Below are 26816 nucleotides of genomic sequence, written 5' to 3'. Positions count from 1 at the left end.
CGCCACCGCAGGGGGGGGCGGTCACAAGCTCCCTACACCAGGCCCCGGCAGCGCATCAGTAGTTCATCTTCCACTGGATACCGGCGCTAGTATTGTCCTGTTCCGTACGGATGCCCGCCTTGCTGTGCGGGGTCAGTTCCAGTTCCATGATGACGGCGGTGCTGTCCGGCTCCAGGCCCTGTTCCACGCCAAGATAGATCTTCTCGCCAATGAACTTGCCCACTTCCAGACTGCTTTCCTCATCACCGCTTTCCTTGTCCGTGGCGGAGTTGATGCGCAGCACGTCCACGCCCAGCACCGCACGGCCCAGATCCAGGACGCCCAGCCCGCCGGAACCGAAACCGGCCAGACGCGCCACGGCGGCGGCCAGGCGCAGGCTTTCGAAACGGCCCAGCTCACTGGAGCCGCGTCCGAACATGACCCGCGAGATGATCTCTTCCTGCGGCAGGGACGGCGTGCTGCTCAGGTCCAGCTTCATGCGCCGCACGGAACCACTGATGCGCACGTCGGCCGTGATCTCCGGCACCTCGTAACGCAGGGTCACGTCCAGCAGCGGGTTGGAGACCGCCCCGCCGTTGAAGGAGATGGTGCTGGGCCGCAGGGTGAACAGCTTGGAGAGCAGATCGAACTGCCCCCGCACCGAGCGCACGCTGCCGATGACCAGCGGATCGTTGAGGGCGCCGCGCACGCGCAGACCGGCCTGCCATTCGCTCTCCAGCCCGTGGCCGTTGACGGCGATATGTCCCGGTGCCCGGACGGTCACGTCCAGGGAACCGAGCCCCTCCTTCTTTTCCGCGACCGGCTCCGGGGCCTCGCTGGTGCCCTCCACGGGCAGGGTGGTCACGCTGCTGCCGGTGAGCCGGTTGAGGCTGACCCGGGCCTCGTCGATGGTGATGTCCGCCGTCACCTGGGGCGCCATAAGCGTGCCCTTGACCGAGGCCGTGCCCGACAGGGTCGCCTGGATATCCGCGCGCCGCAGGGGACGCAGACGCTTCATGGCGGCGTCCAGATCGAGCCTGCCGCCTTCGGGATGCAGACTGCCCGCGGCCGTCACCAGACCGCCGCGGCCATCGCTCATGGAGGCCTCCACACGCACGGGCTCCAGTTTCAGGCCCTTGCCGCTGCCCGCCGTCACCGAGGCCTTGATGTCCGTCAGCAGGATGCCCAGGGCCAGATCCTCATAGCGTCCGCCCGCCACCTCCAGCCGACCCTTGGCCGTCGGCACGGCAAGGCTGCCGGCCAGGGCCAGATGCATGTCCAGCCGTCCGGTCACGCGGCGGTCGGCCACCGGTACCAGACGCCAGAGCGGGGCCAGCTCGCCCTGCCAGTCCAAACGTCCGGAAAGCGGGGCCGTCATGTCCGGCAGGGGCAGACCGTTGGCGGAAAATCGCAGGGGCAGGCGCGCTTCCAGGCCGGCCTGCTCCGCTCCCAGGGCCTGCCGTGTGGACGGCGGCAGTTCCAGCCGTGTGTCCAGACGGCCCTTGCCGTTGCTGCCGCCCAGCTTGCCCGTCAGGGCCAGATCCAGCGGCGGCAGGGAACTTTGCGGGATCTCCAGTCGGCGCACGTCCAGCCGGAAGGTCCCGGCAGGGGCCGCGGGGCTGCCGTACAAACGGCTCTGGAAGGCCAGCGCGGCCGAGGGCAGGCCCGGCACCACCGCCCGCCACGGGGCCAGGTCCATGCTGTCCAAAGACAGGCGCATGTCCATGGCCGCGGGCTTCAGGGATGCCGTGGCCCGTATCCGCCCCGCAGGAGCCATGCGGGCATCCAGACCGCGCAGGGAAAGGCCGTCCTTGTCCAGCACCAGGGCCGTCCCTGCCTGCAGGCGCAGGCCCACGCCCTGTTTGAGGTGCAGATCGCACACGGGGATGTCCAGCCTGTCGCCCTGCCAGCGGAGGCGCACCTTGGCCCGTACGTCACCGGCGCAGGCCAGTTCCGCTTCCAGCGGGGTCGCCAGTTCGCCGTTCAGGCCCACGAGCACCCGCTCCAGCCGCATACCGGCCACATGGAGCTGGCGCACGTCCAGGCGCTGTTCCAGCTTTCCCTGACCGAAAATATCGTCGATACGCAGATGCTGGTGCAGCTCACGCAGCAGCAGCCGCTCTCCTCCCCTGTCATGCAGGCGGAGGAAGCCCACGTCGGCATCCAGGCTGAACCATTGCCGCCAGTCCGCGCTGTTCAGGAAAGCCGGATCGGCCAGACCGGCCACAGCAGCCAGCGGCAGTTCTTCCGGGCTGTCCGCCGCACACGGCAGACCGCCGGCACGCAGCATGAGGCGGACAGGCTGACCATCCTTTTTTTCCAGACGCAGGCCCGGCGACCAGTAGTCCAGCACCCGGCCCAGCGCGGCCCAGTCTTCTATCTCGCCATACAGCGAGGTCCACAAACGCGCTCTGCTCCCGGGATCGGGGAACAGCCGGGCCAGCAGCCGCGCCGGGACGAAATCGCTGCCCACGATGGCCGGAGCCGGGGGGACGGCAGCTGCTGCAGCCTCCGCAGCGGATGCAGGGGAAGAATCGGGGGCCGCCGGAGGTATCACGGCGGGCTGTCCTGCAGCGGCCACAGGCGCCGGAGGGGCGACAGGCGCTTCCTGCGGGGCATCAGGCAGCAGGGCCAGCAGACTACCGGCCAGCCGGGCACCGGCACCGTGCAGCTCCAGCTGCGGCAGCCCCAGCTGCCAGGCCGTGCCGTCACGCCCGGCCAGCAGACGCAGACTTGCGGAGATATGATCCTGCCCGGTGCGCACCTGCAGGGAAAGCGGCAGTCCCACCTTGCCCCCGGCAATCAGCTGCGGCCACGGCAGGGGCTCGCCGCCTGCCAGCAGAGAGATATCGTTGACGACATGACCGCCCAGATCCAGCGTGGCGCAGGCCAGCTCAAGCCGGGGCTCGGGCGCACCGGGGCTCCCCTGCACGCCGATGTCCAGGCGCAGGGCATCGCCCAGGGGCGCCAGCAAGGCACGCGCCTGGGGCAGCAGGGCCGCCGCATCAGCGGCGGAAGCCAAGGCAAGCGAACAGTCCAGTGCCAGCGGCGAGGCCAGCACATCCGCGGCGGTCGTGAGCTCCAGCGTCCCCTTGCCACGCAGCCGCACGGCTCCGGCATCCGCCTGCAGGGTCTCCAGAGCCAGCGCGGGCCGCTCACCGGGCCGCAGGGCCAGCTCCACCCGCAGGGACGAAGCCTGCCCGGGCGTCAGGAGCAGGGCCAGCGGCGCGGGCAGCCACCGGCCTGCCGCTTCCGTCAGGAGCGGGAGCGCATCCGTATTTTTTTTCTCTGAAGGAGCCGCCCCGCTTTCTTGGGCCTGGGGCGCGGCCGGAGCCGTCCCGCTTTCTTGGGCCTGGGGCGCGGCCGGAGCCGTCCCGGTCGCGGCCACGTCGAGCTCAGACGCGGACGCCAGCTGCCACGAGGCCTGGAGACCGGCCTGTGCCGTGGTCCCGCTCAAGGAAAAATCGGCTTCGGCTGTCAGGCACAGCGAGACTTCCAGCCCTTCACCGACGCGGAGGGCGCTCTCCGCAGCAGCCACAGCCACGGACAGGGGCGGCGCCGGGGTGGCCCCGGGCGTCGTCGCCTCTTGTGCGGGAGCAGGCGCAGCGGCAGGGGCCGGGAGCGTCTGCCCGTCCGCGGATGCGCTGCCCGTCCCGGCCGGAGCCGCGGCATCCTGCGCTGCCTGCCCGGAAGCATCCGCCATCGTGCCGGACGAACTGCCGTCCAGCACGGCCGATCCCAGCCACAGGCCCTCCAGCGCCACGTCACGCACATGCAGGGAAGGCAGCCAGCCCGGCAGGTCGGCCATGATTTCCAGCGCGCTCCGCAGACCTGCCTCCACTCCGGCCAGCGTCTCGGCCAGCGGCGGCGAGGGCTCGTCGGGCGAAGGAGGCAGCTGGGGCAGACGGTACAGGGAGGGGCGCTCCAGACGCAGATCGAGAGAGATGCGGGGCGGGAACACGGACAGGACCACATCCACGCGCGCCTGGGGCACGTCCAGCCAGAGGCCGTCGGCATCATGCAGGCGCAGGGCACCTTCCACTTCCAGCGGTAGGGCGCCCTCCAGACGGATCAGCTCCAGGGAAAGGCCCTGTTCGGCCAGAGGCGGGGCCAGCAGGGTGCCGACCTCCTGCCGCAGCCAGTCCTGCCCCCCGGGCGTACGCAGCCAAAAGACCGCCCCGGCCCCGGCCAGCAGCGGCAGGAGCACGAGCACCAGCAGGCACGCCAGGACACGGCGCCGGAAAACGCTCCTGCGCACGGGCGCTGCGCCTTCCGAAGGGGAAGGGCCCGACGGCCGGCCGTCAGGGACAACAGGGGGAGTTCCGGGTACGCTGGCCATCAGAAGCTCTGTCCTATGCTGATATAGAGTTGCAGGGGGGGATCACCGTCCACGGGATTGAGGGGGGTGGCCACGTCCAGGCGCACCGGACCGATGGGCGTGTAGTAGCGCAGGCCCAGGCCCGCGCCCCAGCGCATGTCGCCGAAGATCTGCGGCAGGGCGTCCTCGTAGACCATGCCGCCGTCCAGGAAGGGCACGATGCCTATCTCGTCGGTGATCTTGTAGCGGGCCTCCAGATTGACGATCTGGTAGGAACGGCCGCCGCTGGGATCGCCCTTGTCGTTGCGCGGGCCGATGGCCTGATAGGAATAGCCGCGCACCGAACCGGCACCACCGGCGTAATAGCGCAGCGTGCTGGGCAGGTTGTTCATCTCGGCCCCGGCCATGCTGCCGCCGCGCACACGGGCCGCCAGCACGAGCTTGTCGTCGATGACGCCCTGGCGCGGGCCCTTGCGGAAGGGGGCGTAATAGAACATGCCTTCCACTTCCGTGCCCAGGGCCGTGAAGAAGCCGTCGTAATAGCCGAAGATGGGTTTGGAATGGATCTCCAGCACCGAGCCGCGCTTGGGATTGATCTTGTTGTTGCGGCTGTCGCGCACGATGCGCAGGTGCGGGCCCACGAAGCTGTAGGGCTCGTTGGTGCGGTCGTCCTCGGTAAGGGCACCGCTGTCGGAAGAGGCGCCCACCCCCACCCACCAGTACGGGCTCAGGCGGCGCTCGATACCGGCGCCCACGCGCAGGCCGCGCCGGTCGTAGGCATCGGTGAATTCCTGCAACAGGGAGGCTTCGCCCACCAGCTTCTGGTCACGATCCAGGAAGGCCGGTTTTTCGAACGACGCCTTCAGGCCCTGTTTTTCGGGCGTGATGGGCAGGGAGACCACCAGCTTTTCCCCGTTGCCGAAGAAGTTGCGGTGTTCCCACTCCCCTTCCACGCCGATGCCGGAATCCGTCTCATAACGGGCACCGGCGCTGACCGAGCGCGGCGGTCCTTCGCGCACCACCAGCTGCACGGGCAGGACCACCATGCCGTCCTTGCGCGGCGGGGGCACGTCCTTGATGTTGCGCTGGCGTACCATGCTGAACAGGCCCAGACCGCGGAGCTCGTCCACATAGTCCTGCACCCGGCTCTCGTTCCAGGGCTCCGTCCCGGCCTTCCAGGGGGCGCGCTCGCGGATGTAGGTCGTGCTGACGTCCTTGTTGCCCTCCACCACGATCTCGCCCAGCAGGGCCGGAGGGCCGGTATCCACCACGATCTCGGCATTGAGGGTACGGGCCTCACGATCGAGGAAATAGCGCTGCTTGCTCACCTGGGCCAGAGGATAGCCCCGGCGGCGCAGACGCTCGGGCAGCTTTTCCACGGCTTCCAGCATCTGGTCGGCCGTCACGGGTTCGCCGGGAGTGACCCCGCGCAGGGTATCGGGGAAGCGCGGGGGCGGGGTCGCTTCGCGGGCCTCATCGCCCCAAAGGGCCCCCAGGCCGCTGTACGGCGCACGCCGCTTTCCGTGCTTGAGGGCCGCGGGCACCACGGGAACAGGCTCATAATGCACCGAGGCCCGGCCCAGCACATAACGGGGGCCCGGCGTCAGGTGCAGACGCACCGTGACCGGCGTGGTGGTACTGTCCATCCGGAAGGTCGCCGTGCCGTCATAATAGCCCTGGGAATGCATCAGCTTGACCGCCGTCTCCACATCCCCCCGGGCCCGGCGTTCCAGGCCCAGCAGGCTGTCCGGCGGATCGGAACGCAACTGCTCCAGCTGGCTCAGGGCCCGCATTTTGTCCGACAGGCCGCTGTTCCCCTTGGGAGCAGGCGACGTGGCGCCTGTGCCCTCGCGGCCGGGGGCGTCCGTCTGTGGGGCTGCCGATCCGGCCCCCTCGCTCTCTTCCGGGCTGCCGCCCAGGGGCACGCCCTCGGACTCCCCGTCAGGATCCGTGGCCGCGGCGCGCTTTTCGCCCGCTGTGGCGCGGCGCTCCCCGTCCACTTCGATGGACAGTTTGTAGGGGATGCGTTCGTCCTGGGCGTCGGGCATCTTCGTCCCGCCGTCATCGCGCAGTTCTCCGGCGGCATCGCCGAACAGCAGGCCGCAGCCGCCCAGCAGGAGGCAGGCCATGAGCAAAAAAGAAAAAAGGATATATGTTCGGCGCATAATAATCCCATAGCCGCAGAGAGACAGCTTGGCAAGACAAATCCCCTTTGTTACCATGAACTTATTCAGTTCTTTTTTCAGGAGTCTCCCCATGTCGTATGATCTCTGCCTCCATGTGGACGCCAATGATCCCGCAGTGCTGGCCTTTGCCTTCGTCAATGCCCGCAACTATATGAACGGCCTGCCCGGCAAGGAATTCCAGCTGGTGCTGGTGGCCAACGGCCCGGCCGTCAAACTGTTCGTGCCTGCCCAGGCCGAGCTGCAGAAGACCGCCGAGGAGCTCATGGCCCGCGGCCTCAAGCTGCATCTGTGCAAGAATGCCCTGGATGCCAACAAGATGACCGCGGCCGACCTCTGGCCCGGTTGCGAAGTGGTGCCCGCCGGCCTGGTGGATATCGTGGAGCTGCAGAACAAGGGCTTCGCCTACATCAGACCGTAACCCGCCATCTTGCCGCTGCCCGCAGCACCGTTTCGGGCAGCGCCCCCCGGGCAGACCGTCTCCTTCCCGGCAGGGCATGGCCTTGTGCGGCCTGCCGGTTGCAAAGGCCAAGGGCACTCCCGGCCTGTCCGCCTGAAAACAAAAAAGGGCCGGCAGACATGTTCGCATGTCTGCCGGCCCTTCCTCTATCCGGGATAAGGAGACCTAGGCCTTCTTCTTGGCCCCGGCCATCTGGTAGCGCTTCTGGGCGGAGAGTTCCACCTTGCGCAGGCGCAGGGACACGGGGGTCACTTCCACCAGCTCGTCCTCACGCACGAAGTGCAGGGCGTGTTCCAGGGTCATCTTCTTCACGGGGGTGAGGATGACGTTCTCGTCCTTGCCGGCGGCGCGCAGGTTGGTGAGCTTCTTTTCCTTGGTGGCGTTGACGTCGATGTCGTTGTCACGGTTGTGCTCGCCCACGATCATGCCTTCGTAGACCGGATCGCCGGGCTCCACGAACAGGGTGCCGCGGGGCTCCAGGTTGAACAGGGCGTAAGCCACGGCATTGCCGGCACGGTCGGCCACGATGGAACCGGAATAGCGGGTGGGGAAGTCGCCGCGCCATTCTTCATAGCCTTCCAGATAGGAGTTCATGATGCCGGTGCCCTTGGTATCGGTGAGGAACTCGTCGCGGTAGCCGATGAGGCCGCGGGAAGGCACGGAGAACTCCAGACGCACACGGCCGGTACCGTTGTTGGTGCAGTTGAGCATACGGCCCTTGCGCTGGTTGATCTTGTCGGTGACCACGCCCATGAAGACTTCGTCGCAGTCCACGTACAGGTGCTCGATGGGCTCCAGGGTCTTGCCGTTCTCGTCCTTCTTGAGGATGACCTCGGGACGGCCCACGGAAAGCTCGAAGCCCTCGCGGCGCATGGTCTCGATGAGGATGGCCATCTGGAACTCGCCGCGGCCCTTGACCAGGAAGGCGTCCTTATCGGTGGTGTCTTCCACGCGCACGGCCACGTTGCGCAGGCATTCGCGATTCAGGCGGTCGCGGATCATGCGGCTCTGCACCAGCTTGCCTTCACGGCCGGCCAGGGGCGAGGTGTTGATGCCGAAGCGCATGGCCACGGTGGGCTCGTCCACGCGGATGCGCGGCAGGGCGCGGGGGTTCTCGCGGGTGCAGATGGTGTCGCCGATGGTCACGTCCTCGATGCCGGCCACCACCACGATGTCGCCGGGCTGGGCCTTGTCCACCTCGGCCAGCTGCAGGCCTTCATAGACCTGGATCTTGGAGGCGCGCAGGGGACGGGCCTGGCCGTCCTCGCCGATGCAGGCCAGGCTCTCGTTGGCGTAGATGCTGCCGTGCATGATGCGGCCCACGGCCAGACGGCCCAGGTAATCGGAGTAGTCCAGGTCGGCCACCAGCATCTGGAAGGGCTGCTCGGGATCGTAGGAAGGACCGGGGATCTTTTCGAGGATGGTCTCGAACAGGGGGGTCAGGTCCTTCTGCTCGTCGTCGATGTTGCGCATGGCCACACCGGCGCGGCCGATGGCGTAGAGCACGGGGAACTCCAGCTGCTCGTCGCTGGCGTCCAGATCGATGAACAGGTCGTAGACCTCGTTGAGCACTTCATCGGGACGGGCGTCCTTGCGGTCGATCTTGTTAATGACCACGACCACGGGCAGACCGGCTTCCAGGGTCTTGCGCAGTACGAAACGGGTCTGGGGCAGCGGGCCTTCGGAGGCGTCCACCAGCAGGATGGCGCCGCTGGCCATGGAGAGCGAACGTTCCACTTCACCGCCGAAGTCGGCGTGACCGGGGGTGTCGATGATGTTGATCTTCACGCCGTTCCAGTGCACGGCGCAGTTCTTGGCCGCGATGGTGATGCCGCGTTCGCGTTCCAGATCCATGCTGTCCATGACGCGGTCATCGACCTGCTGGTCTGCTCGAAACACGCCGCTCTGACGGAAAAGGGCGTCCACCAGGGTCGTTTTGCCGTGGTCAACGTGGGCGATGATAGCCACGTTACGAAGTTTGTCATTCTGCTGCATAGTTCTGTCTCGCTCTGGTAAAAAAATCGCCCCGGAACGTTGCCGGGGCGCATGGTTTACGCGATTTTTACAACTTTGTCACCACCGCTTCCACAAGGCGGCCCAGGTCCTTCCCGGCCCGGCCGGCCACGGCGATGACTTCTTCCAGCGGCGCGGGGCGCATGCAGTCGGGCAGGTTCTTGTTGGTGAGGCAGGAGATGCCCAGCACGCGCAGGCCCATATGGCGGGCGGCGATGACCTCCAGCACGGAGCTCATGCCCACGGCGTCGGCGCCCCACTGGCGGAACATGCGGGTCTCGGCGGGGCTTTCCATCTGCGGGCCGCGCACGCCGATGTAGACGCCGCGCTCCAGGCGGATGCCCAGATCGAGCGCGCACCGGCAGGCCAGGTCGCGCAGGCCGGCGTCGTAGATGGCGCTCATGTCGGGGAAGCGCTCGCCCCAGGCCTCATGGTTGGGCCCGCTCAGGGGCGAGACGCCGGTGAAGTTGATCTGGTCGCTGATGCACATGAGCCCGCCCGCGTCGAACTGCGGGTCCAAGGCGCCCGCGGCATTGGTGAGGATCAGCGTGTCCGCGCCCAGCCCGGCCATGACGCGCACGCCCATGCAGACCTTGTCCGGCCCGAAACCTTCGTACAGATGGCAGCGGCCCTGCTGCACCAGCACCGTGCGGCCGCCCAGGCGTCCCAGCACGAAGGCCCCGGCATGGGAGGCCACCGTGGACACCGGGAACCCCGGCAGGTCGGCATAGGGGACGCTGACCGTATCCTCCATGCGCTCCACGAGCCCCGAAAGACCGGTGCCCAGGATGATGGCCGCATCGGGCCGAGAGGGCAGCGCGGCCCCCAGACGCCGGCGCAGCGCCGCCACCGCAAGCTGGACTTCTTCCCAGTTTTGCATAGAATTGACCCCCTCAGATATTGAAGACCAAGCCGATATGCTGTAGTAGCTCTTGTTTTTCAGTCGCAAAAGCGAACCGCTTTATAGCGTGCTGACGCCCATTCCACAAGAGCGGCACAGCACCGCCCTCAGGAGACCGCCTTGGAGACCAGCCAGAAAGACTCTTTGCAACAACACAAGGTTCTCGTCGCCAACCGCGGCGAGATCGCCATACGCATCATGCGGGCCTGCCGCAAGCTGGGTGTGGCCTTTACTGCCATCTTTACCGCCGAAGACGCCGCTTCGGGCCATGTGCGCTACGCCCGCGAGAACGGCGGCGAACGCAGCCTGTTCCGGGTTTCTTCCTATCATGATGCCAACGAGCTGATGTCCGTGGCCGACCAGGCCGGCTGCACGGCCGTGCATCCCGGTTACGGTTTCTTTGCCGAGGACTTCCGCTTTGCCCGCCGCGTGACCAAGCGCGACCGCAAGATGATCTTCATCGGCCCCTCGTGGAAGATCATCCGCGAGCTGGGCGACAAGATCAACACCAAGCGTCTGGCCCGCAGCCTGGACGTGCCCACCGTGCCCGGTTCCGACCGCCCCATCTATGACGAGATGGAAGCCGAGCGCATCGCCCGCAGCGTGTTCGAGTTCCAAGTGCAGCAGGGCATCAAGCGCCCGCTGGTGCTGGTCAAGGCGTCGGCCGGCGGTGGCGGCATGGGCATCGAGGAAGTGTACGACATCGACAACTTCCGCTCCGTGTACCGCCGCATCCGCAACTACGCCCTGCGCCAGTTCAAGGACGAGGGCGTGCTCATCGAGCAGCGCATCACGGACTTCAACCACCTGGAAGTCCAGATCGTGTCCGACCGCAGCGGCAAGAACCCCGTGCATTTCGGCACCCGCAACTGTTCCATCCAGTCCACCGGCCTGCAGAAGCGCGTGGAAGTGGCCCCCGGCTTCGTGCCCGCCCAGATGGACTACAGCTTCGACGCCGCCAAGGTGCTGCAGGACATCGTCCACTATTCCCTGACCATGGCCCGCAAGGTGGGCTATGACAACGTGGGCACCTGGGAATGGATCGTCACCCGCCAGGGCGAGCCCTTCCTCATGGAAGTGAACACCCGCATCCAGGTGGAGAACGGCGTCTCGGCCCGCATCTCCAGCATCCGCAACCACGAGGGCCCCGTGGACCTCATCGCCGAACAGATCCGCATCGGTCTGGGCGAGCCCCTGGGCTACACCCAGGACGACGTGACCTTCGACGGCGTGGGCATCGAATACCGCCTCATCGCCGAGGACCCCGAACACGGCTTCACCCCCTGGGTGGGCCGCATCGAGCGTTTTGCCTGGAAGGAAGAGCCCTGGCTCACCATGCTGACCCACGTGCCCACCGACACGCCTTACGAGATCCCCACCGAATTCGACCCCAACCTGGCCCTGGCCATCATCTGGGGCAAGGATCTGGCCGAGGCCCGGGAACGCGGCGTCTCCTTCCTGGACAACCTGCACCTGGAAGGCCGCAACAACGCCGGTGAAGCGCTCAAGTCCAACGTGGACTTCCTGCGGGCCAACACCGCCCGCACCCTGCGCTTCTAGCTGACGGGCCGCCCCGGCGGTCCCCTTCCATCAACGTCAAACGGCGCAAGAGATTATGGACAACACTATCGAAAAACGCATCCAAAGCCTGAACGACAGGCTCTCGTATACGCGCGACATCTTCGCCGGCAAGCACGAGGACAGCATCCGCCTGCTGGACGAGAAGCTGACCGAGTTCACCACCCGTGTGCGCAACGGCGAGGTCGAGGATCCCCATACCGAGATCGTTTCCCTGGAAGACCTTTTCGTCTTCGTGGAAAAACGCCTGGAAAAGCTCATCACGCCCATGGACCGCGTGCGCATCGTGCGCCATCCCCAGCGTATCTGCCTGCGTGACATCCTGGAGAACGTCTACGACAACTTCACCGAAGTGGGCGGCCAGGACGAGCATAGCCTCGACCCCAGCATGCTCATCGCCCGTGCGGTCATCACCCGCCGCCGCGGCAAGAAGATGCACACCCAGTCCGTCATGGTCATCGGCCAGGAAAAGGGCCACGGCGCCGAGTTCCGCAACGGCGGCTCCGTGAAGCCCTGGGGCAACGCCAAGGCCCTGCAGTACATGCGTGTGGCCGAGACCGAAGGCATCCCCATCCACTGCTACATCTTCACGCCCGGTTCCTATCCCATCGAGGACTACCCCGGCGCGGCCCAGCAGATCGCCCGCAACATCTACACCATGGCCGGTCTGCGCGTGCCCGTCATCTCCATCATCTCCGAGGGCGGTTCCGGCGGTGCCGAGGCCATCGGCCTGGCCGACAAGCGCCTCATGCTCTCCCACGGCTACTACTCGGTCATCTCGCCCGAAGGCGGCGCCGCCATCGAAGGCCGCCTCAAGGCCGGCCAGCGCGCCGCGCCCGAGCTCATCGAGCATTGCGCCCAGAACCTGCACATCACCGCCCAGGACAACCTCTCCTTCGGCTACATCGACAGCGTGGTGCAGGAACCCGCCCTGGGTGCCCGTCCGCACCACTTCGACTTCTTCCGCTCCCTGCGGCAGGAAGTGCTGCGCGCCACCGACGAGGTGGTCATCACCAACACCAAGCCGCCCATGATCCGCGGCCTGGCCCTGGCGCGCCTGCGCAACCCCGAAGCCAACCTGGACGAGATGTACGTGCGCTGGGGCATGTCCGGCGCGGCCAAGAACCGCATGCGCGAACGCCGCCAGCAGAAGTTCCTGCGCCTTTCCCGCGCGGCCGCCATCGACAACCGTCCCTTCCTGGCCAAGAACGCCGCCGCCCTGCGCGACTGGGTGACCAAGCCCTGGATGCACTTCAAGTACGACTTCGTGCGCCGTCACCAGCGCAAGCTGCACAACATCATGGAAGAGCTGAGCAGCGAATGGGATGTGTTCAAGGGCCGCCTCTTCAGCCCCTGGAAGCGCATCGCCAGCCCGGCGGAAAAGAAGGCCACGGCCAAGGAACTGACCACCCTGTCCAACTGGGTGGAAGACAACCGCGTGAGCAAGTGGAACTACCTTTCGCCGCGCTACAAGGTCGACCGTACCATCACCTGCCCCAACAGCGCCTCGTACGGCTGCCTCGACCTTTGGGGCCCCGACCTGTTCGCCGAGTTCGCGGGCGTGTGCAGCCACTGCGGCTACCACTTCCCCATGGAGCCCGAATGGTACGTGCAGAACGTCTTCGACAAGGGCTCGGTCTTTGAGTTCAACCGCGAGATCGAAGCCGGCAACCCGCTGAACTTCCCCAACTTCGAGGAACGCATCAAGGCCGCCCAGGAAAAGACCGGCTGCCGCAGCGGCTGCATGACCTTCGAGGCCCGCATCGACGGCACCAAGCTGGTGGTGGCCATGCTCATGGGCACCTTCCGCGGCGGTTCCTTCGGTGCCGCCGAAGGCTACAAGTTCGTGGAAGCCGCCGCCCGCGCCGCCAAGAAGCGCTATCCCTTCCTGGCCTACGTGCACGGCACCGCCGGCATCCGCATCCAGGAAGGCACCCACGGCGTCATCCAGATGCCCCGCTGCACCGTGGCCGTGCGCCGCTACATCGAGTCCGGCGGCCTGTACCTGGTGCTGTACGATACCAACTCCTTCGCCGGTCCCGTGGCCAGCTTCCTGGGTTGCGCGCCCTACCAGTTCGCGGTGCGCTCCTCCAACATCGGCTTTGCCGGTCCCGGCGTCATCAAGGAGACCACGGGCATGGACATCCCGCCCAAGTACCATCGCTCCTACCGGGCCCTGTCCCGCGGCCATATCCAGGGCATCTGGGACCGCCGCCAGATCCGTGCCAACCTCAAGCAGGCGCTGCTCACCATGGGTGGCCGCAACCTGTACTACCGTTAGCAAGCAGACGGCGGGGCGGATTTTCCGCCCCGCCTTTCGCCGCCCTTGACGGTGCGGCCCCACCCACGACAAACGAAAAAGCGGGAAAACCACATGATCAACATTTCCGCATTGCTGGATGAGATAAAAGCCTCCCCCTACCGCGAGATCGTCATCCGTACGCCCCACACCGGCGTGGTGACCTTTGCCGACATCAAGGAAGGCGACGAGGTCCTCGGCCCCCAGGGCCAGTGGAAGGAAAAGCCCGGCACCCGCCTGGCCACCCTGGAACGCGAACGCAACCCCAAACCCATCTGCTCGCCTGAAAAGGGCATCGTCAGCAAGATCCACAGCCAGCTCGAAGGCATGTTCGTGGAAGCCGGCACGCCCCTGATGGTCATCCGCCACATGCTCACCCGCAGCGAAGTGGAACACCAGATCCTCAAGAAGGCCCTGTACCTGTTCCGCGCGCCCGAGCGGGCCAAATATTACTTCACCCCCGAAGTGGACAAGAAGATCCGCGCCTCGGACGCCCACTCCGTGGTGGTGCGCGACGGCATGGAACTGCTCATCATGTCGCGCATGAAGCGCGAGGTGCCCCTGCACTACAGCGGCCCCACGGGCGTCATCTACGCCGTCTACTTCAGCTACAACGAGAACATGGACGCGGACGCCCCCCTCATCGGCGTTTGCCCCGAAGACCAGGTGCCCGTCATCCAGGACGTCATCATGCGCGTCCAGACCGAGTGGACGGAAAAGGGCTAGACCGTCATGGGCAAGGCACTGCAGATCCGCCAGAAAGCCGCCGACAGCCCCCAGGGGCTCACGGCCCGTCGCTGGCCCGCCCTGCTGGCCCTGGCCCGCAAGGCTGCCGGCCCCTATGGTGAGGACGTGGCGGCCTGGCTGGCCGTGCCCGAGGCACAGGCCGAGCCCTGCCTGCTGGAACTGGCGCAATGCCTGAGCCGCCTGACCATGCGCAACGTGGACGACCTTGCGCCCCTGACGCTGGACAGCCTGCGCCCCCTGTGCGACCTGACGCGCCACTGCGAGGACGCCCTGGGCAGCTGGCAGGCCGAGGACGCCGCCGCGGGCCTCCAGGCCCTGGCCGCCCTGCTGGACACGCTGAAGGCCACGCTCACGCAGTCCGCCATCCGGCCCCCGCTGACCACGCCCGTGGCCCGCATCACCACCGTGGACGTCACCTGGAACTCCGGCCTGCTGGAAAAATGCTGGCCCGGGCTCAGCCTGCTGGCGTTCGGGCATGCCGGTGTGGGCGCGGCCGGTGTCCGCGACCTGCTGGACCGCCTGGAACGGGGCATGGCCGAGAACCGCTGGCCCGAACAGCAGGCCCCCTTCAAACAGGCGCTGGCTGATGCCCTCGTGCAGCGCGGCAGCCTGGATGCGGCCCTGCGTGCCAATGATCCCCGGGCCGCCCACCGCGCCAGCGAGGCCCTGGAAGACGCCCTGACCGAAATGGAAGACAGCCTGCTTGCCGCAGGCTCCGGCCCCAAACGCAAAAAACCGTCCTTCTTCCGGCGCCTTTTCGGCCTGCGCTGAGACGGTACAACGAACAACCGTTCGAGGAACAGAATCTATGCTGAACAAAGTCATGATCATCGGTCGCCTTGGCCGCGACCCCGAACTGCGCTATACCCAGAGCGGTTCCCCTGTGGCCACCCTCAACGTGGCCACCGACGAATCCTACATGGACCGCGACGGCAACAAGGTGGAACGCACCGAATGGCACCGAGTGTCCGTGTTCCAGCGCCAGGCCGAGAACTGCGCCAACTTCCTGACCAAGGGCAGCCTCGTCTATGTGGAAGGCAGCCTGCAGACCCGCAAGTGGCAGGACCAGAACGGCCAGGACCGCTACACCACCGAGATCAAGGCCCAGCGCGTCCAGTTCCTGGATCGTCGCAGCGACGGCCCCCGTGCCGACATGGGCGGCTATGAAGACGATTACGGTGCGCCTGCGCCCGCTCCCCGCGCTCCCCGCGGCGGCAACATGGGCGGCGGCCAGCGCCAGGCCCCGCGCCGTCCCGCGCCCCAGCAGCGCGACGATGACCTGGGTCCCGCCTTCCCCTCCGAAGCTTCCAACATGGACGAAGTGCCCTTCTAGGCACGGATGCCGCTCCTGAAGACATGGCAGGGCGTTCCTCACGGAGCGCCCTGCTTTTTTTGTGCCCGACGGCGTCAGGCCCTGACGATGCCCCTCTCCGGGATCCCGATCCGATGTCTTCCGCCCGCTCCGCTCTGCCCGGCGGGGATAGCGCAGGCTGCGAAATCTCCAGGCCACAAATAGGAGTTATTTGATTGGAATAATTGCATATCAGCAGGAATGACCAAAAATGTTTCATAAAAAATATACAAAAAATAACCTGTTATCTTACTAATAGTAAAAATTCCTGTTGACTTTTGACAACACTTGTGAAAAAAAGCTCCTGCTGCCCCCCCGGCAAAACCCGTGATGCCGACCCGGCATCGCCCCCTAAGGAGGACGATATGAAGGAAAAACTGCTGGCTTCCGCGGCCCTCGTGCTGCTGGCCTGCACCCCTGCCATGGCGCAGGGGCTGGACGAGGTGAAGCACAAGTTCGCCAGTGTCTCTGGCATCGTGCAGGACAAGTGCATGGCCTGTCACTCCCGCGGCTATGATCTGCCGTTCTATGCCAAGGTCCCCGGCATCAGCGCCATCATCGAAAAAGATTACAGGGACGGCATCCGTGCCATGGATCTCAACCAGGAGCTGGTGCAGCGCAAGGATCGCCCCGTGGGCGAGACCGTGCTGGCCAAGATGGAATGGGTCATCCTCAATGACACCATGCCGCCCGCCAAGTTCGCCGTGGTCCACTGGGGCAGCCGCCTTTCCGACCAGGACAAGAAGGACATCCTGACCTGGGTGGCCCAGACCCGCAAAGCTCACTACGCCACGGATGCCGCTCCCGAGCACGCCAACGAGCCCATCCAGCCCATCCCCCACCGTCTGCCCGTGGACGAGGCCAAGGTGGCCCTGGGCAAGACCCTGTTCAACGATGCCCGCCTGTCCGCCGACAGCACCGTGGCCTGCGCCACCTGTCATGCCATGGACAAGGCCGGCACGGACAACGCCCGCTTCTCCGAAGGCATCCGCAAGCAGCTGGGCGATGTGAACGCTCCCACCACCTTCAATGCCGTGTTCAACTTCGTGCAGTTCTGGGACGGCCGTGCGGCCGATCTGCAGGAACAGGCCGGTGGTCCGCCGCTGAACCCCATCGAGATGGGCAGCAAGGACTGGGACGAGATCGTGGCCCGTCTGGCCGCCGATGCCGAGCTGACCGAGAAGTTCCGCGCCGTCTATCCTGACGGCTGGTCCGGCAAGAACATCACGAACGCCATCGCCGAATACGAAAAGACCCTCATCTCGCCCGACAGCCGCTTCGACCGCTGGCTGCGCGGCGACAAGAGCGCCCTGACCGCTGCCGAAGTGGAAGGCTACGAGCGCTTCAAGGCCTATCGCTGCGCCTCCTGCCACGTGGGCAAGGGCATGGGCGGCCAGTCTTATGAATATCTGGATCTCAAGAAGGACTACTTCGCCGACCGCGGCGGCAAGCCCCTGGGTTCCGACAAGGGCCGTTTCAATGCCAGCGGCAAGGAAGAGGACATGCACCGCTTCAAGGTGCCCAACCTGCGCAACGTGGAGCTGACCCATCCCTATCTGCACGACGGCACTGTGACCACCCTGGACGAAGCCGTGCGCATCATGGGCATCTACTGCTCCGGCCTGGAAGTGCCCCAGAAGGACCGCAACCTCATCGTGGGCTTCCTGCGCACCCTGACCGGCCAGCATGAAGGCCGTCCCGTGCAGGGCACCCCCGTGGCCCGCTAGCCTGACCTGATCCGCGTCATCCCCGGCCCGGCACCTTGTGGTGCCGGGCCTTTTTGCGTCCGGCGGACAGGGCCGGGCCCCGCCCTCTGTGCGCCCGACGGAAACGCGAAGAAATTGTCCTTGTTTTCCGCACGGCTGGAAGAAGGATACAGCAGCAGGCCCGCAGGCCCCCTTTTCATGCTCCGGCGGCCGTGCTATGTTCCACCCAAACTCCGGCAGGGGGCTCGGGCAAGGATCGTGACGGGCTTTCCCGGCCGGGCGGCTAGGGGCACGAGTGCGCGTCAATTTTCACAATAAAAAATTTTCAGCACTCTTTGTATGGCAAATCAATTGGATAGCCGTTTCATGGGGCATCTTTCGCGTGTTGTTTCCGTGAAAAACCCGGAAAGGTGGTTGACTTTTTGTTAGATTATTCACAAGATGCAACTCACAAAGAGACGTAACGGATGCGCCATTTGCGCAACGGTATAGCAACAAATCAAATGGAGGATTTCTCAATGTCCAAACTGGTTCCCCCTCATGGTGGCAAGGGCCTGGTGTGTTGTCTTCTGGAAGGCGCTGCTTTGGAAGAAGAAAAGAAAAAGGCTGCCGGCCTGAAGCAGATTGAGATCTCCTCTCGCGCCAAGGGCGACCTGATCATGATGGGCATCGGCGGCTTCTCTCCCCTGAACGGCTTCATGAACAAAGCCGACTGGAAGAGCGTCTGCGAAAAGATGACCCTGGCCGACGGTACCTTCTGGCCCGTGCCCGTCACCCTGGACATCTCCGCTGAAGATGCCAAGGGCCTGAACGCCGGTGACGAAGTGGCCCTGGTCCGCAAGGGCGAAATCATGGCCACCCTGAAGGTCGAAGAAGTCTATGAAATGACCGAAGCCGACAAAAAGTGGGAATGCGAACTGGTGTTCAAGGGCGAAGGCCCCGACTCCGAAAAGTTCTGGGAAGTGGCCCCCAATGACCATCCCGGCGTGAAGATGGTCCTGGCCCAGAAGGAATACAACCTGGCCGGTACCGTGAAGGTCCTGTCTCAGGGCGAATTCCCCGAAAAGTTCCCCGGCGTGTACATGACCCCCGCCCAGCTGCGCGAAAAGATGGACGAACGCGGCTGGCAGAAGGTTGCCGCCCTGCAGCTGCGCAACCCCATGCACCGCTCTCACGAATACCTGGCCAAGATCGGCGTGGAAGTGTGCGACGGCGTCGTGATCCACTCCCTGGTGGGCGCCCTGAAACCCGGTGACATCCCGGCCGAAGTGCGCGTGAAATGCATCGACACCCTGGTCGACAAGTACTTCGTGAAAGACTTCGTCATCCAGGCCGGCTATCCTCTGGACATGCGTTACGCCGGTCCCCGCGAAGCCCTGCTGCACGCCACCTTCCGTCAGAACTACGGCATCAACAACCTGCTGGTCGGCCGTGACCACGCCGGTGTGGGCGACTTCTACGGCATGTTCGAAGCCCAGGAAATCTTCCGCAAGATCCCTGTGCCCGCCGAAGAAGGCAAGCGTCTGCTCTGCCAGCCTCTGAACATCGACTGGACCTTCTACTGCAAGAAGTGCGACGGCATGGCCTCCATGCGCACCTGCCCCCACAGCAAGGAAGACCGCGTCATCCTGTCCGGTACCAAGCTGCGTAAGATGCTGTCCGAAGGCGCTGAAGTGCCGGATCATTTCGGCCGCGAAGAAGTGCTCGCCATCCTGCGCGAATACTATGGCAGCCTGACCGAAAAGGTCGAAATCAAGATGCAGCGCGCTGCTTCCGGTTCCACCATGTAAGCATCGCCGGGGTTTCCCAGCGAGATCCTGACAGCGGGCGCCCCTTCGGGGGCGCCCCTTTTTTTATCCTGCCGTCGTCGTTTCCATAGTTTGGCCATCGTGCACGGAATCACAATGTTCCCTCATGCAACGGCCGTTCTTTATCAGGCAAGACCTGTGAGGAAAGCTGCCCGCACCATGATGCAGTTCTTTTTTTAGGGACGCGTTATGACTGCAACAGGCCATCCTGACTCAGCAATGGAAAAAATTTTTTTCTTTTTCCCTCTTTTCCTTGCAGAAGAACATCCTTTTTGACTCTGTTTGTTTCCAAAACAAGACAGGCTTTTCTTTTCCTCATCCTCTTCTTTGTCATATTACACAACGTAACTCCCGGCAGGCGTGACAAGATGCCTTTACCTGTCCGGGATTATGGAGTATACAGGGTGTGCGTCTGCATCTGCCGGGCGTAGTTCCTTTACCAAGGAGAGCCATGAAACAGGCCTACGGCATCTCCGGCGGCGCACTGGCGGCCGCCCTTCTGGGTATGCTCTTCTGCATCTGGACGGCATTGGGCAACGAGGTGGCCTTTTGCGTCACCGCCGGCTGTTCCCTGTACCAGGACCTTGTCATCGGCGGCCTCTCCATGTGGTGGATCGGCACGGCCGCCTTTGGTGTGCTGGCCTGCCTCGCGCTGCTGGGGGCTGTCCCGGCGGGGCACTTCCTGGCGGGGCTGACCCTGCTGGGCGATATTTTTCTGCTGCTGCTCATGGCGCTGACCTCTCCCTGCGTCAGCTGTCTGGTAGTGGCCTGTTTTTTTGCCCTGACCTACTGGCTCTTCGGTCGTGCGCTGCACCGGGACGACAGGCGTCCCCAGGGACGTTCGCTCCTGCTTGGTGTCTGGCTGGTGCTGTTCGTGGTCAATGCCGGCCAGGTGGTGCGTTCGCAGGGCGAAGTCTGGAGCATCAGCGAGGACCCCGACCAGGCCACGGTCCGCATGTTCTTCTCGCCGTCCTGCTCGGCCTGCCGCGAAGGCATCGACATCCTGTCGGGCAGCGTGGACGTGGCCTTCTGCCCGGTGGCGGAGAACGATGCCGACGTGGCCCTCGTGGAGCGCATGCTGCTCCTGCTGGAAGAAGGCAGGACACTCAAGGAAGCCGTGGCTGCCTGCCAGAACGTGGATGAGCCGGGCCCCTGGGCCTTCCTGCATCCGGGGCAGTGGGGCCTGCGCCTGCGCCTGCAACGCAACCGGGCCCATATTTTCAATGCCGGTTCCCGTACGGTACCGTTTTTCGAGTATCACGGTCTGCCGGCCATGCTCAAAAAGCAGGCCCAGCCCCCGGCTCCTGCCCGCGTACAGGAACCGGTCATCGAATTTTCACCGGCCGGCGGCCAGACGTTCCCGGACGCCACCCTGCCTCTGGAACCCCAGGTGGCGGGACAGTGCGGCGGCCCGGCGCCCTGCCCGTAGCCCCGTTGCCGGTCGATGAAAAACTTGACGAGAAAAGCCGGGCACTTTATAGGAATGCCCGTTTACCCTTTTGCCAAAGTACTGCCATGAACGTACAAAAAATTTTCCGTGAGCAGCGCGCTGTCATCGTCGAGGGGTGGATCAATGCGGTCTACGCGACCTATCCCCTCCAAACGACTGGCTTTTTGCGCACCAAGAACGATCCTTTCACCAATCCGGTGGGGGATATGACCAAGGAAGCCGCCGGCCTCATCTATGACGTGATCGCCGGCGAACATGTGACACCGCAAAAGATCAAGCACGCCCTGGACCGCTTCGTGCGCCTGCGTGCCGTGCAGCAGTACACGCCCAGCCAGGGCCTGGGGGTCTTCTTCCTCATGAAGCCCCTGCTGCGCGAACACATCCTTCCCCTGTGCCAGGAGAAGGAAGATCTGGCGGAGTATCTGGACGCGGAATCTCGGCTGGACAGCGTCACGCTGCTGGCCTTCGATTTGTATTCGGCCGCGCGCGAGACCCTGGCGGAAACGCGCATCGCCGAAATACGCAATCAGCATGCCCAGCTGGTGCGCTGGGCGCAATCGGTGGATGGCAGCCCGGTTTCGGGCAAAAGCTAACACTCTTCGAAGCGAGGTAGGGAATGTTCGCATCATTGCTGGTGGTGGCGCTCATCGGGGCCATTGCCTGGGCAGGTTCTGCCATGGGTCTGGCGTACCTGTTCGGCGTGGTTTTGCCCTATGTGGCGGTAGTCACCTTCTTCCTGGGCGTCATCTGGCGCATGGTTTACTGGGCCAAATCGCCCGTGCCTTTCAGCATCCCCACGACCGGGGGGCAGGAAAAGTCGCTGGACTTCATCAAACATGAAAAGTGGGACTGCCCCAACACCAAGTTCGGTGTGGTGGTCCGCATGTTCCTGGAAGTCTGCTTCTTCCGTTCGCTGTTCCGCAACACCGCGGCCGACGTGCGTGAATTCGACCCTGTGACCAAGGGCCCCCGCACCATCTACTACTCTTCCAAGTGGTTGTGGTTCTTCGCCCTTCTGTTCCATTACTGCTTCCTGCTGGTCTTCATCCGCCACTTCCGTTTCTTCATGGATCCGGTGCCCGGCTGGCTGACCTTCATGGAAAGCATCGACGGCATCATGCAGATCGGCGCCCCCCGTTTCTTCTGGACCGGCGGCCTGCTGCTGGTGGCCGTGCTCTTCCTGCTGGCTCGTCGTCTGTTCAACCAGCGCCTGCGTTACATCTCCCTGATGAACGACTACTTCCCCCTGTTCCTGATCCTGGGCGTCGTTCTGAGCGGTATCTGCATGCGCTACTTCGATAAGACCGACATCGCCCAGGTCAAGGTCTTCATCATGGGTCTGGTGCACTTCTCGCCCGTGGCCCCCGACGGCATCAGCCCGCTCTTCTTCATGCATCTGGCCTTTGTCAGCGTGCTGCTGCTGTACTTCCCCTTCTCCAAGCTCATGCACATGCCTGGCGTGTTCTTCAGCCCCACGCGCAACCTTCCCACCAACACCCGCGAAGTGCGCCACGTGAACCCCTGGAACCCGCCCAAGCAGTACTTCACCTATGCCGAATATGAGGACGTTTACCGCGATGCCATGGCCGAAGCCGGCCTGCCGCTGGAAAAGCAGCCCTCTTCCAAGGCCGCCGAGTAAGGAGCTGACATCATGGCTAAATTACCTACGCCACAAGAACTCATCGCCAGCCGTCCCGAGTTTCCCTCGGAACCCTGGCTGGACATCAAGCCCAAGTTTGCGCCGGGCAGCTACTGCTATCCGGCCAAGAAGGAAACCATGGAGCTGCTGCACATGCCCAATCCCCACGATTGGGATCCGGCGGCCGAAGACTGGAACCTGCCCGAGAACTGGGAACAGATCCTCTGTGACGCCTTCGAGGAACGCCTGCAGAAGCACCGCTCCCTCAAGCTGTTCATGGACATCTGTGTGCGCTGCGGCGCCTGCGCCGACAAGTGCCACTTCTTCCTGGGCACCAACGACCCCAAGAACATGCCCGTGCTGCGTGCCGAGCTGCTGCGCTCCCTGTACCGCCGCGACTACACCAAGCTGGGCAAGATCCTCGGCAAGCGCGCCGGCGCCCGCAGCTGGGACAAGGAAGTGGTGAAGGAACTCTTCTACTACGCCTACCAGTGCACCGAATGCCGCCGCTGCTCCCTGTTCTGCCCCTACGGCATCGACACCGCCGAGATCACGGCCATCGTGCGTGAACTGCTGCACGAAGTGGGCCTGGGCATCCACTGGATCATGGACCCGGTGAAAAACTGCTCCTTCACGGGCAACCACCTGGGCATCCAGCCCCACTCCTTCGTGGAAATCGTGGAAATGCTGGCCGATGACTGCGAAACCATCACCGGCATCCGTCCCAAGACCCCCTTCAACGAAAAGGGCCACGAGATCCTGTTCATCACGCCTTCCGGCGACGTGTTCGCGGACCCCGGCATCTACACCTTCATGGGCTACCTGATGCTGTTCCACGAACTGGATCTGGACTACACCTTCTCCACCTATGCCTCTGAAGGCGGTAACTTCGGTTCCTTCACCACCTTCAACATGGCCAAGAAGCTCAACGCCAAGATGTACGCCGAAGCCGAACGTCTGGGCGCCAAGTGGATCCTGGGTGGCGAATGCGGCCACATGTGGCGCGTCATCAACCAGTACATGGCCACCTACAACGGCCCGGCCCCGTCCTGCATGATGGATGTGCCCACCTCCCCCATCACCGGCACCAAGTTCACCAACGCGGCTGCCACCAAGATGGTGCACATCACCGAGTTCACGGCCGACCTGATCAAGCACAACAAGCTGAACCTGGATCCCAGCCGTAACGACCATATCATCACCACCTTCCACGACTCCTGTAACCCCGCCCGCGGTATGGGTCTGCTGGAAGAACCCCGTTACGTGCTCAAGGCCGTGTGCAACAACTTCGTGGAAATGCCCGAGAACACCATCCGTGAGCAGACCTTCTGCTGCGGCGCCGGTTCCGGTCTGAACACCGAAGAAATCATGGAACTGCGCATGCGCTCCGGTATGCCTCGCGGCAACGCCCTGCGCTATGTGCAGGAAAAGTACGGCGTCAACCACATGGCCTGCGTCTGCGCCATCGACCGCGCCACCCTGCCGCCCCTGGCCGACTACTGGGCCCCCGGCGTGACCGTGAGCGGCGTGCACGAACTGGTGGCCAATGCCCTGGTCATGAAGGGCGAGTGCAAGCGCACCATGGACCTGCGCCAGGAAGACCTGCCCAATGTGACCGCCGAGGCCGAGGAGGAATAACAACATGTACAACGCCAAAGCTGTCATTCTCGGGATCCTCGTTTTCGCGGTCCTGTTCTCCACCCCCTTCTGGGCCAACTTCGGCGGTACCAAGGACTACAAGCGTCCTGCCATCGTCCTGCCCCAGAATGAAAAGGAATGCGTGGAACCCGTCGAGTTCATGCGCGCCGAGCACATGTACCTGCTCAACGAATGGCGCGATCAGGCCCTGCGCTATGAGAACCGCACCTATGTGTCGTCCACCGGCAAAAAGTGGACCATCAGCCTGCAGAACACCTGCCTGAAGTGCCACAGCAACTACGAAGAGTTCTGCGACAAGTGCCACGTGTCCAACAGCGTCGATCCTTACTGCTGGACCTGCCACATTCTTCCCAAGGGGAACAAGTAATGAACAAAAGCAGAAGATCCTTTCTGAAGGTGGCGGGCCTCTCGGTCTTTGCCCTGAGCAGCGGCCTGGCCACCATGGCCGGCTCTGCCCAGGCCGGTGCGCGCATCGGCTCCTATGAACCCAACGCCAAAGCCCTGAAGGCCAAGCGCTGGGCCATGGTCATCGACACCCGCGCCTTCAAGAACGCCAAGGAATACGCTCCCATCATCGAAGCCTGCCACAAGGCCCACAACGTGCCCACCATGGAAGGCCATCAGGACATCAAGTGGATGTGGCTCGAAAAGTTCGACCACGCCTTCCCCGACGACCTGAACGAACACCTGACCTCCCGTGTGAAGGATGCCAGCTATCCCCTGCTGTGCAACCACTGCACCAACCCGCCGTGCGTGCGCGTGTGCCCCACCCAGGCCACCTATCAGATGGAAGACGGCATCATCGCCATGGACTACCATCGCTGCATCGGCTGCCGTTTCTGCATGGCCGGCTGTCCCTTCGGCGCCCGCTCCTTCAACTTTGTGGATCCCCGCAAGTACCTGAGCGATCCCGTGCCGAACCCCGCCTACCCCACCCGCATGATCGGTGTGGTGGAAAAATGCACTTTCTGCGCCGAGCGCCTGGCCGTGGGCCAGATGCCCGCCTGCGTGGAAGCTGCCGGCGGCCGCATCCTCTTCGGCGATCTCAACGATCCCAAGTCCGATGTGTGCAAGGCCCTCGCCTCCAACTACAGCATTCGCCGCAAGCCCAATCTGGGCACCCAGCCCGGCGTTTACTACCTCATCTAGGGAGAACAGGCCATGCTTGAAAAATTGCTTACCGGTCCCAAGACCTACTACCTGTGGCTGCTCTTCCTGCTCGCAGTCATCGCCGGTTGCGGCCTGGTCTACCTGCAGCAGCTGCAGGAAGGCCTCTCCATCACCGGCATGAGCCGCGATGTCTCGTGGGGCCTCTACATCTCGCAGTTCACCTATCTTGTGGGTGTGGCCGCCTCCGCCGTCATGCTGGTGCTGCCCGCCTACTTCCACCACTACAAGAAGTTCAAGCGCATGATCATCTTCGGTGAATTCATGGCCATCTCGGCCGTGGTCATGTGCGCCCTCTTCATCGTGGTGGACCTGGGCCAGCCCCAGCGCATGATGAACGTGCTGCTGCATCCCACGCCCAATTCGGTCATGTTCTATGACATGATCGTGCTCATCGGCTACCTGACCCTCAACGCCGTCATCGGCTGGGTCACCCTGGAAGCCGAGCGCCATGACGTGGAACCGCCCAAGTGGATCAAGCCCCTGATCTACCTCTCGATCCTGTGGGCCTTCTCCATCCACACCGTGACCGCCTTCCTGTACGCCGGCATCCCCGGCCGCCATTACTGGCTGACCGCCATCATGGCCGCCCGCTTCCTGTCCTCGGCGTTCTGCTCCGGTCCCGCCATCCTGCTGCTGCTGATCTTCATCGTGCGCCGCCTCACCGGCTTCGATCCCGGCCGCGACGCCATCAAGACCCTGACGACCATCATCACCTATGCCATGTGCATCAACGTGTTCTTCTACCTGCTGGAAGTCTTCACCGCGTTCTACAGTGGCATCCCCGGTCATCAGCATCCCCTGGTCTTCCTGTTCGCTGGTCATGAAGGCCACGTTTCCTGGGTGACCAACTGGATGTGGGCCGCTGTGGTCATGGCCGCCGCTTCCCTGATCATCCTGATCCCGCCGCAGTGGCGTACCGGCCCCCTGCTGCCCCTGGCTCTGGTGCTGCTGGTTGCCGCTTCCTGGATCGACAAGGGCCTCGGCCTGCTCATCGGTGGTTTCACTCCCAACATGTTTGAGACCGTCACCGAATACGCCCCCACCGGCCGTGAGATCATCGTGGCCCTGGGCGTGTACGCCGTGGGCGCCCTGGTGCTCTCCCTGCTCTGGAAGATCGCCCTGGGCGTGAAGCGCGAGACCGGTCACTTCAGCGACTAGTCTCACGATCCCGCACTCCAAAGGCCCCGTGTTCGCACGGGGCCTTTTTTGTTGCCCCGGGCATCCGCGCAAGCGAGGCTGCCGCACCTTGCCGCAAAAGCAGCGGGACAACGCCCCGCCGGGCGGCAGTCATGCCCGCTCATGGACGTGTCCCGTTCCCCCAAAAGCACCGCTGATGAGAATCCCGCGTACGCTCATCCTGTCCGCTCCCCAGGACGTTCCGGGGGCATTGTAGTGGTTCCCGCAGGGCTCATGCGGGCATCCGGGCATGGCTCCCCCGCAGGCGCGGGCACGGCTTCCAGCCCCTTCCCGGCCCCGGAAGACATCGCGCCCGGAGCGCACTGTTGCTTGACTTTGCCCCCATTGCCGCCGATACTGAAATCAGCGGCCTGCAATG

At 64.3% G+C, this 26816-nt stretch carries 19 protein-coding genes; 15 read left to right on the top strand and 4 right to left on the bottom strand.

Annotation, left to right across the window (positions count from 1 at the left end):
- Positions 1-55: 55 nt before the first annotated feature.
- Together DESPIG_RS08965 and DESPIG_RS12910 are read right to left on the bottom strand one after the other, a co-directional pair.
- Positions 56-4237 (bottom strand): translocation/assembly module TamB domain-containing protein, encoded by a 4182-nt coding sequence (locus DESPIG_RS08965; RefSeq protein ID WP_006007759.1) that lies wholly within the window; start codon positions 4235-4237, stop codon positions 56-58.
- 80 nt (positions 4238-4317) lie between these two features.
- Positions 4318-6462: an autotransporter assembly complex protein TamA gene (locus DESPIG_RS12910; RefSeq protein ID WP_169304822.1), complete on the bottom strand. Its 2145-nt coding sequence runs from the start codon at positions 6460-6462 to the stop codon at positions 4318-4320.
- Positions 6463-6553: 91 nt separating this feature from the next.
- Between DESPIG_RS12910 and DESPIG_RS08950 the strand changes: the two genes are divergently transcribed.
- Positions 6554-6901 carry a DsrE family protein gene (locus tag DESPIG_RS08950; protein WP_006007755.1) on the top strand — a complete coding sequence of 116 codons (348 nt, stop codon included), beginning with the start codon at positions 6554-6556 and terminating at the stop codon, positions 6899-6901.
- Positions 6902-7105: 204 nt separating this feature from the next.
- Here DESPIG_RS08950 and typA read toward each other — a convergent pair whose 3' ends face one another.
- Together typA and DESPIG_RS08940 are read right to left on the bottom strand one after the other, a co-directional pair.
- Complete coding sequence (typA, locus tag DESPIG_RS08945) at positions 7106-8935, bottom strand: translational GTPase TypA (RefSeq protein ID WP_006007751.1); 1830 nt, start codon at positions 8933-8935, stop codon at positions 7106-7108.
- Between the two features lie 67 nt (positions 8936-9002).
- Entirely contained in the window at positions 9003-9833 is an 831-nt protein-coding gene (locus DESPIG_RS08940; protein ID WP_006007749.1) for a purine-nucleoside phosphorylase, read from the bottom strand.
- A gap of 141 nt (positions 9834-9974) precedes the next feature.
- Here DESPIG_RS08940 and DESPIG_RS08935 point away from each other — a divergent pair, with 141 nt between their 5' ends.
- From DESPIG_RS08935 to dsrP, 14 genes are all read left to right on the top strand, one after another.
- Complete coding sequence (locus DESPIG_RS08935; protein ID WP_006007747.1) at positions 9975-11414, top strand: biotin carboxylase N-terminal domain-containing protein; 1440 nt, start codon at positions 9975-9977, stop codon at positions 11412-11414.
- Between the two features lie 55 nt (positions 11415-11469).
- Positions 11470-13713: a carboxyl transferase domain-containing protein gene (locus DESPIG_RS08930; RefSeq protein ID WP_006007745.1), complete on the top strand. Its 2244-nt coding sequence runs from the start codon at positions 11470-11472 to the stop codon at positions 13711-13713.
- Between the two features lie 93 nt (positions 13714-13806).
- Positions 13807-14457, top strand: coding sequence for a biotin/lipoyl attachment domain-containing protein (locus DESPIG_RS08925; RefSeq protein ID WP_006007743.1), 651 nt, complete (start codon positions 13807-13809; stop codon positions 14455-14457).
- Between the two features lie 6 nt (positions 14458-14463).
- Positions 14464-15249, top strand: coding sequence for a hypothetical protein (locus DESPIG_RS08920; RefSeq protein WP_006007741.1), 786 nt, complete (start codon positions 14464-14466; stop codon positions 15247-15249).
- Positions 15250-15286: 37 nt separating this feature from the next.
- On the top strand, positions 15287-15811 hold the full coding sequence (locus DESPIG_RS08915) for a single-stranded DNA-binding protein (protein WP_006007739.1): 525 nt from the start codon (positions 15287-15289) through the stop codon (positions 15809-15811).
- A 383-nt stretch (positions 15812-16194) separates the two neighbouring features.
- Positions 16195-17556: a cytochrome c peroxidase gene (locus DESPIG_RS08910; protein WP_006007736.1), complete on the top strand. Its 1362-nt coding sequence runs from the start codon at positions 16195-16197 to the stop codon at positions 17554-17556.
- A 497-nt stretch (positions 17557-18053) separates the two neighbouring features.
- A complete protein-coding gene (gene sat / locus DESPIG_RS08905) occupies positions 18054-19325 on the top strand; it encodes a sulfate adenylyltransferase (protein WP_040369768.1) in 1272 nt (423 codons plus the stop codon).
- Positions 19326-19794: 469 nt separating this feature from the next.
- Positions 19795-20772 (top strand): hypothetical protein, encoded by a 978-nt coding sequence (locus tag DESPIG_RS08900; RefSeq protein WP_006007731.1) that lies wholly within the window; start codon positions 19795-19797, stop codon positions 20770-20772.
- Between the two features lie 86 nt (positions 20773-20858).
- Positions 20859-21386, top strand: a complete 528-nt coding sequence (locus DESPIG_RS08895) for an RsbRD N-terminal domain-containing protein (RefSeq protein WP_006007730.1) — start codon at positions 20859-20861, stop codon at positions 21384-21386.
- Between the two features lie 23 nt (positions 21387-21409).
- A complete protein-coding gene (gene dsrM, locus DESPIG_RS08890) occupies positions 21410-22432 on the top strand; it encodes a sulfate reduction electron transfer complex DsrMKJOP subunit DsrM (RefSeq protein ID WP_006007728.1) in 1023 nt (340 codons plus the stop codon).
- Positions 22433-22444: 12 nt separating this feature from the next.
- Positions 22445-24070: a sulfate reduction electron transfer complex DsrMKJOP subunit DsrK gene (dsrK, locus tag DESPIG_RS08885; protein ID WP_006007726.1), complete on the top strand. Its 1626-nt coding sequence runs from the start codon at positions 22445-22447 to the stop codon at positions 24068-24070.
- Positions 24071-24074: 4 nt separating this feature from the next.
- The gene (dsrJ, locus tag DESPIG_RS08880; RefSeq protein WP_006007724.1) at positions 24075-24458 is read left to right on the top strand and encodes a sulfate reduction electron transfer complex DsrMKJOP subunit DsrJ; all 384 of its coding nucleotides are present in this window, start codon (positions 24075-24077) and stop codon (positions 24456-24458) included.
- Positions 24458-25240 (top strand): sulfate reduction electron transfer complex DsrMKJOP subunit DsrO, encoded by a 783-nt coding sequence (gene dsrO / locus DESPIG_RS08875; RefSeq protein WP_006007722.1) that lies wholly within the window; start codon positions 24458-24460, stop codon positions 25238-25240. The genes dsrJ and dsrO overlap by 1 nt, the downstream gene beginning before the upstream one ends.
- Before the next feature lie 12 nt (positions 25241-25252).
- A complete protein-coding gene (gene dsrP / locus DESPIG_RS08870) occupies positions 25253-26419 on the top strand; it encodes a sulfate reduction electron transfer complex DsrMKJOP subunit DsrP (protein WP_006007720.1) in 1167 nt (388 codons plus the stop codon).
- Positions 26420-26816 lie beyond the last annotated feature (397 nt).

This window comes from Desulfovibrio piger ATCC 29098 (assembly GCF_000156375.1).
Lineage (GTDB): Bacteria > Desulfobacterota > Desulfovibrionia > Desulfovibrionales > Desulfovibrionaceae > Desulfovibrio > Desulfovibrio piger.
Note: the sequence above shows the minus strand (reverse complement) of the source record. Positions and strands in the feature narration are given on the sequence as shown.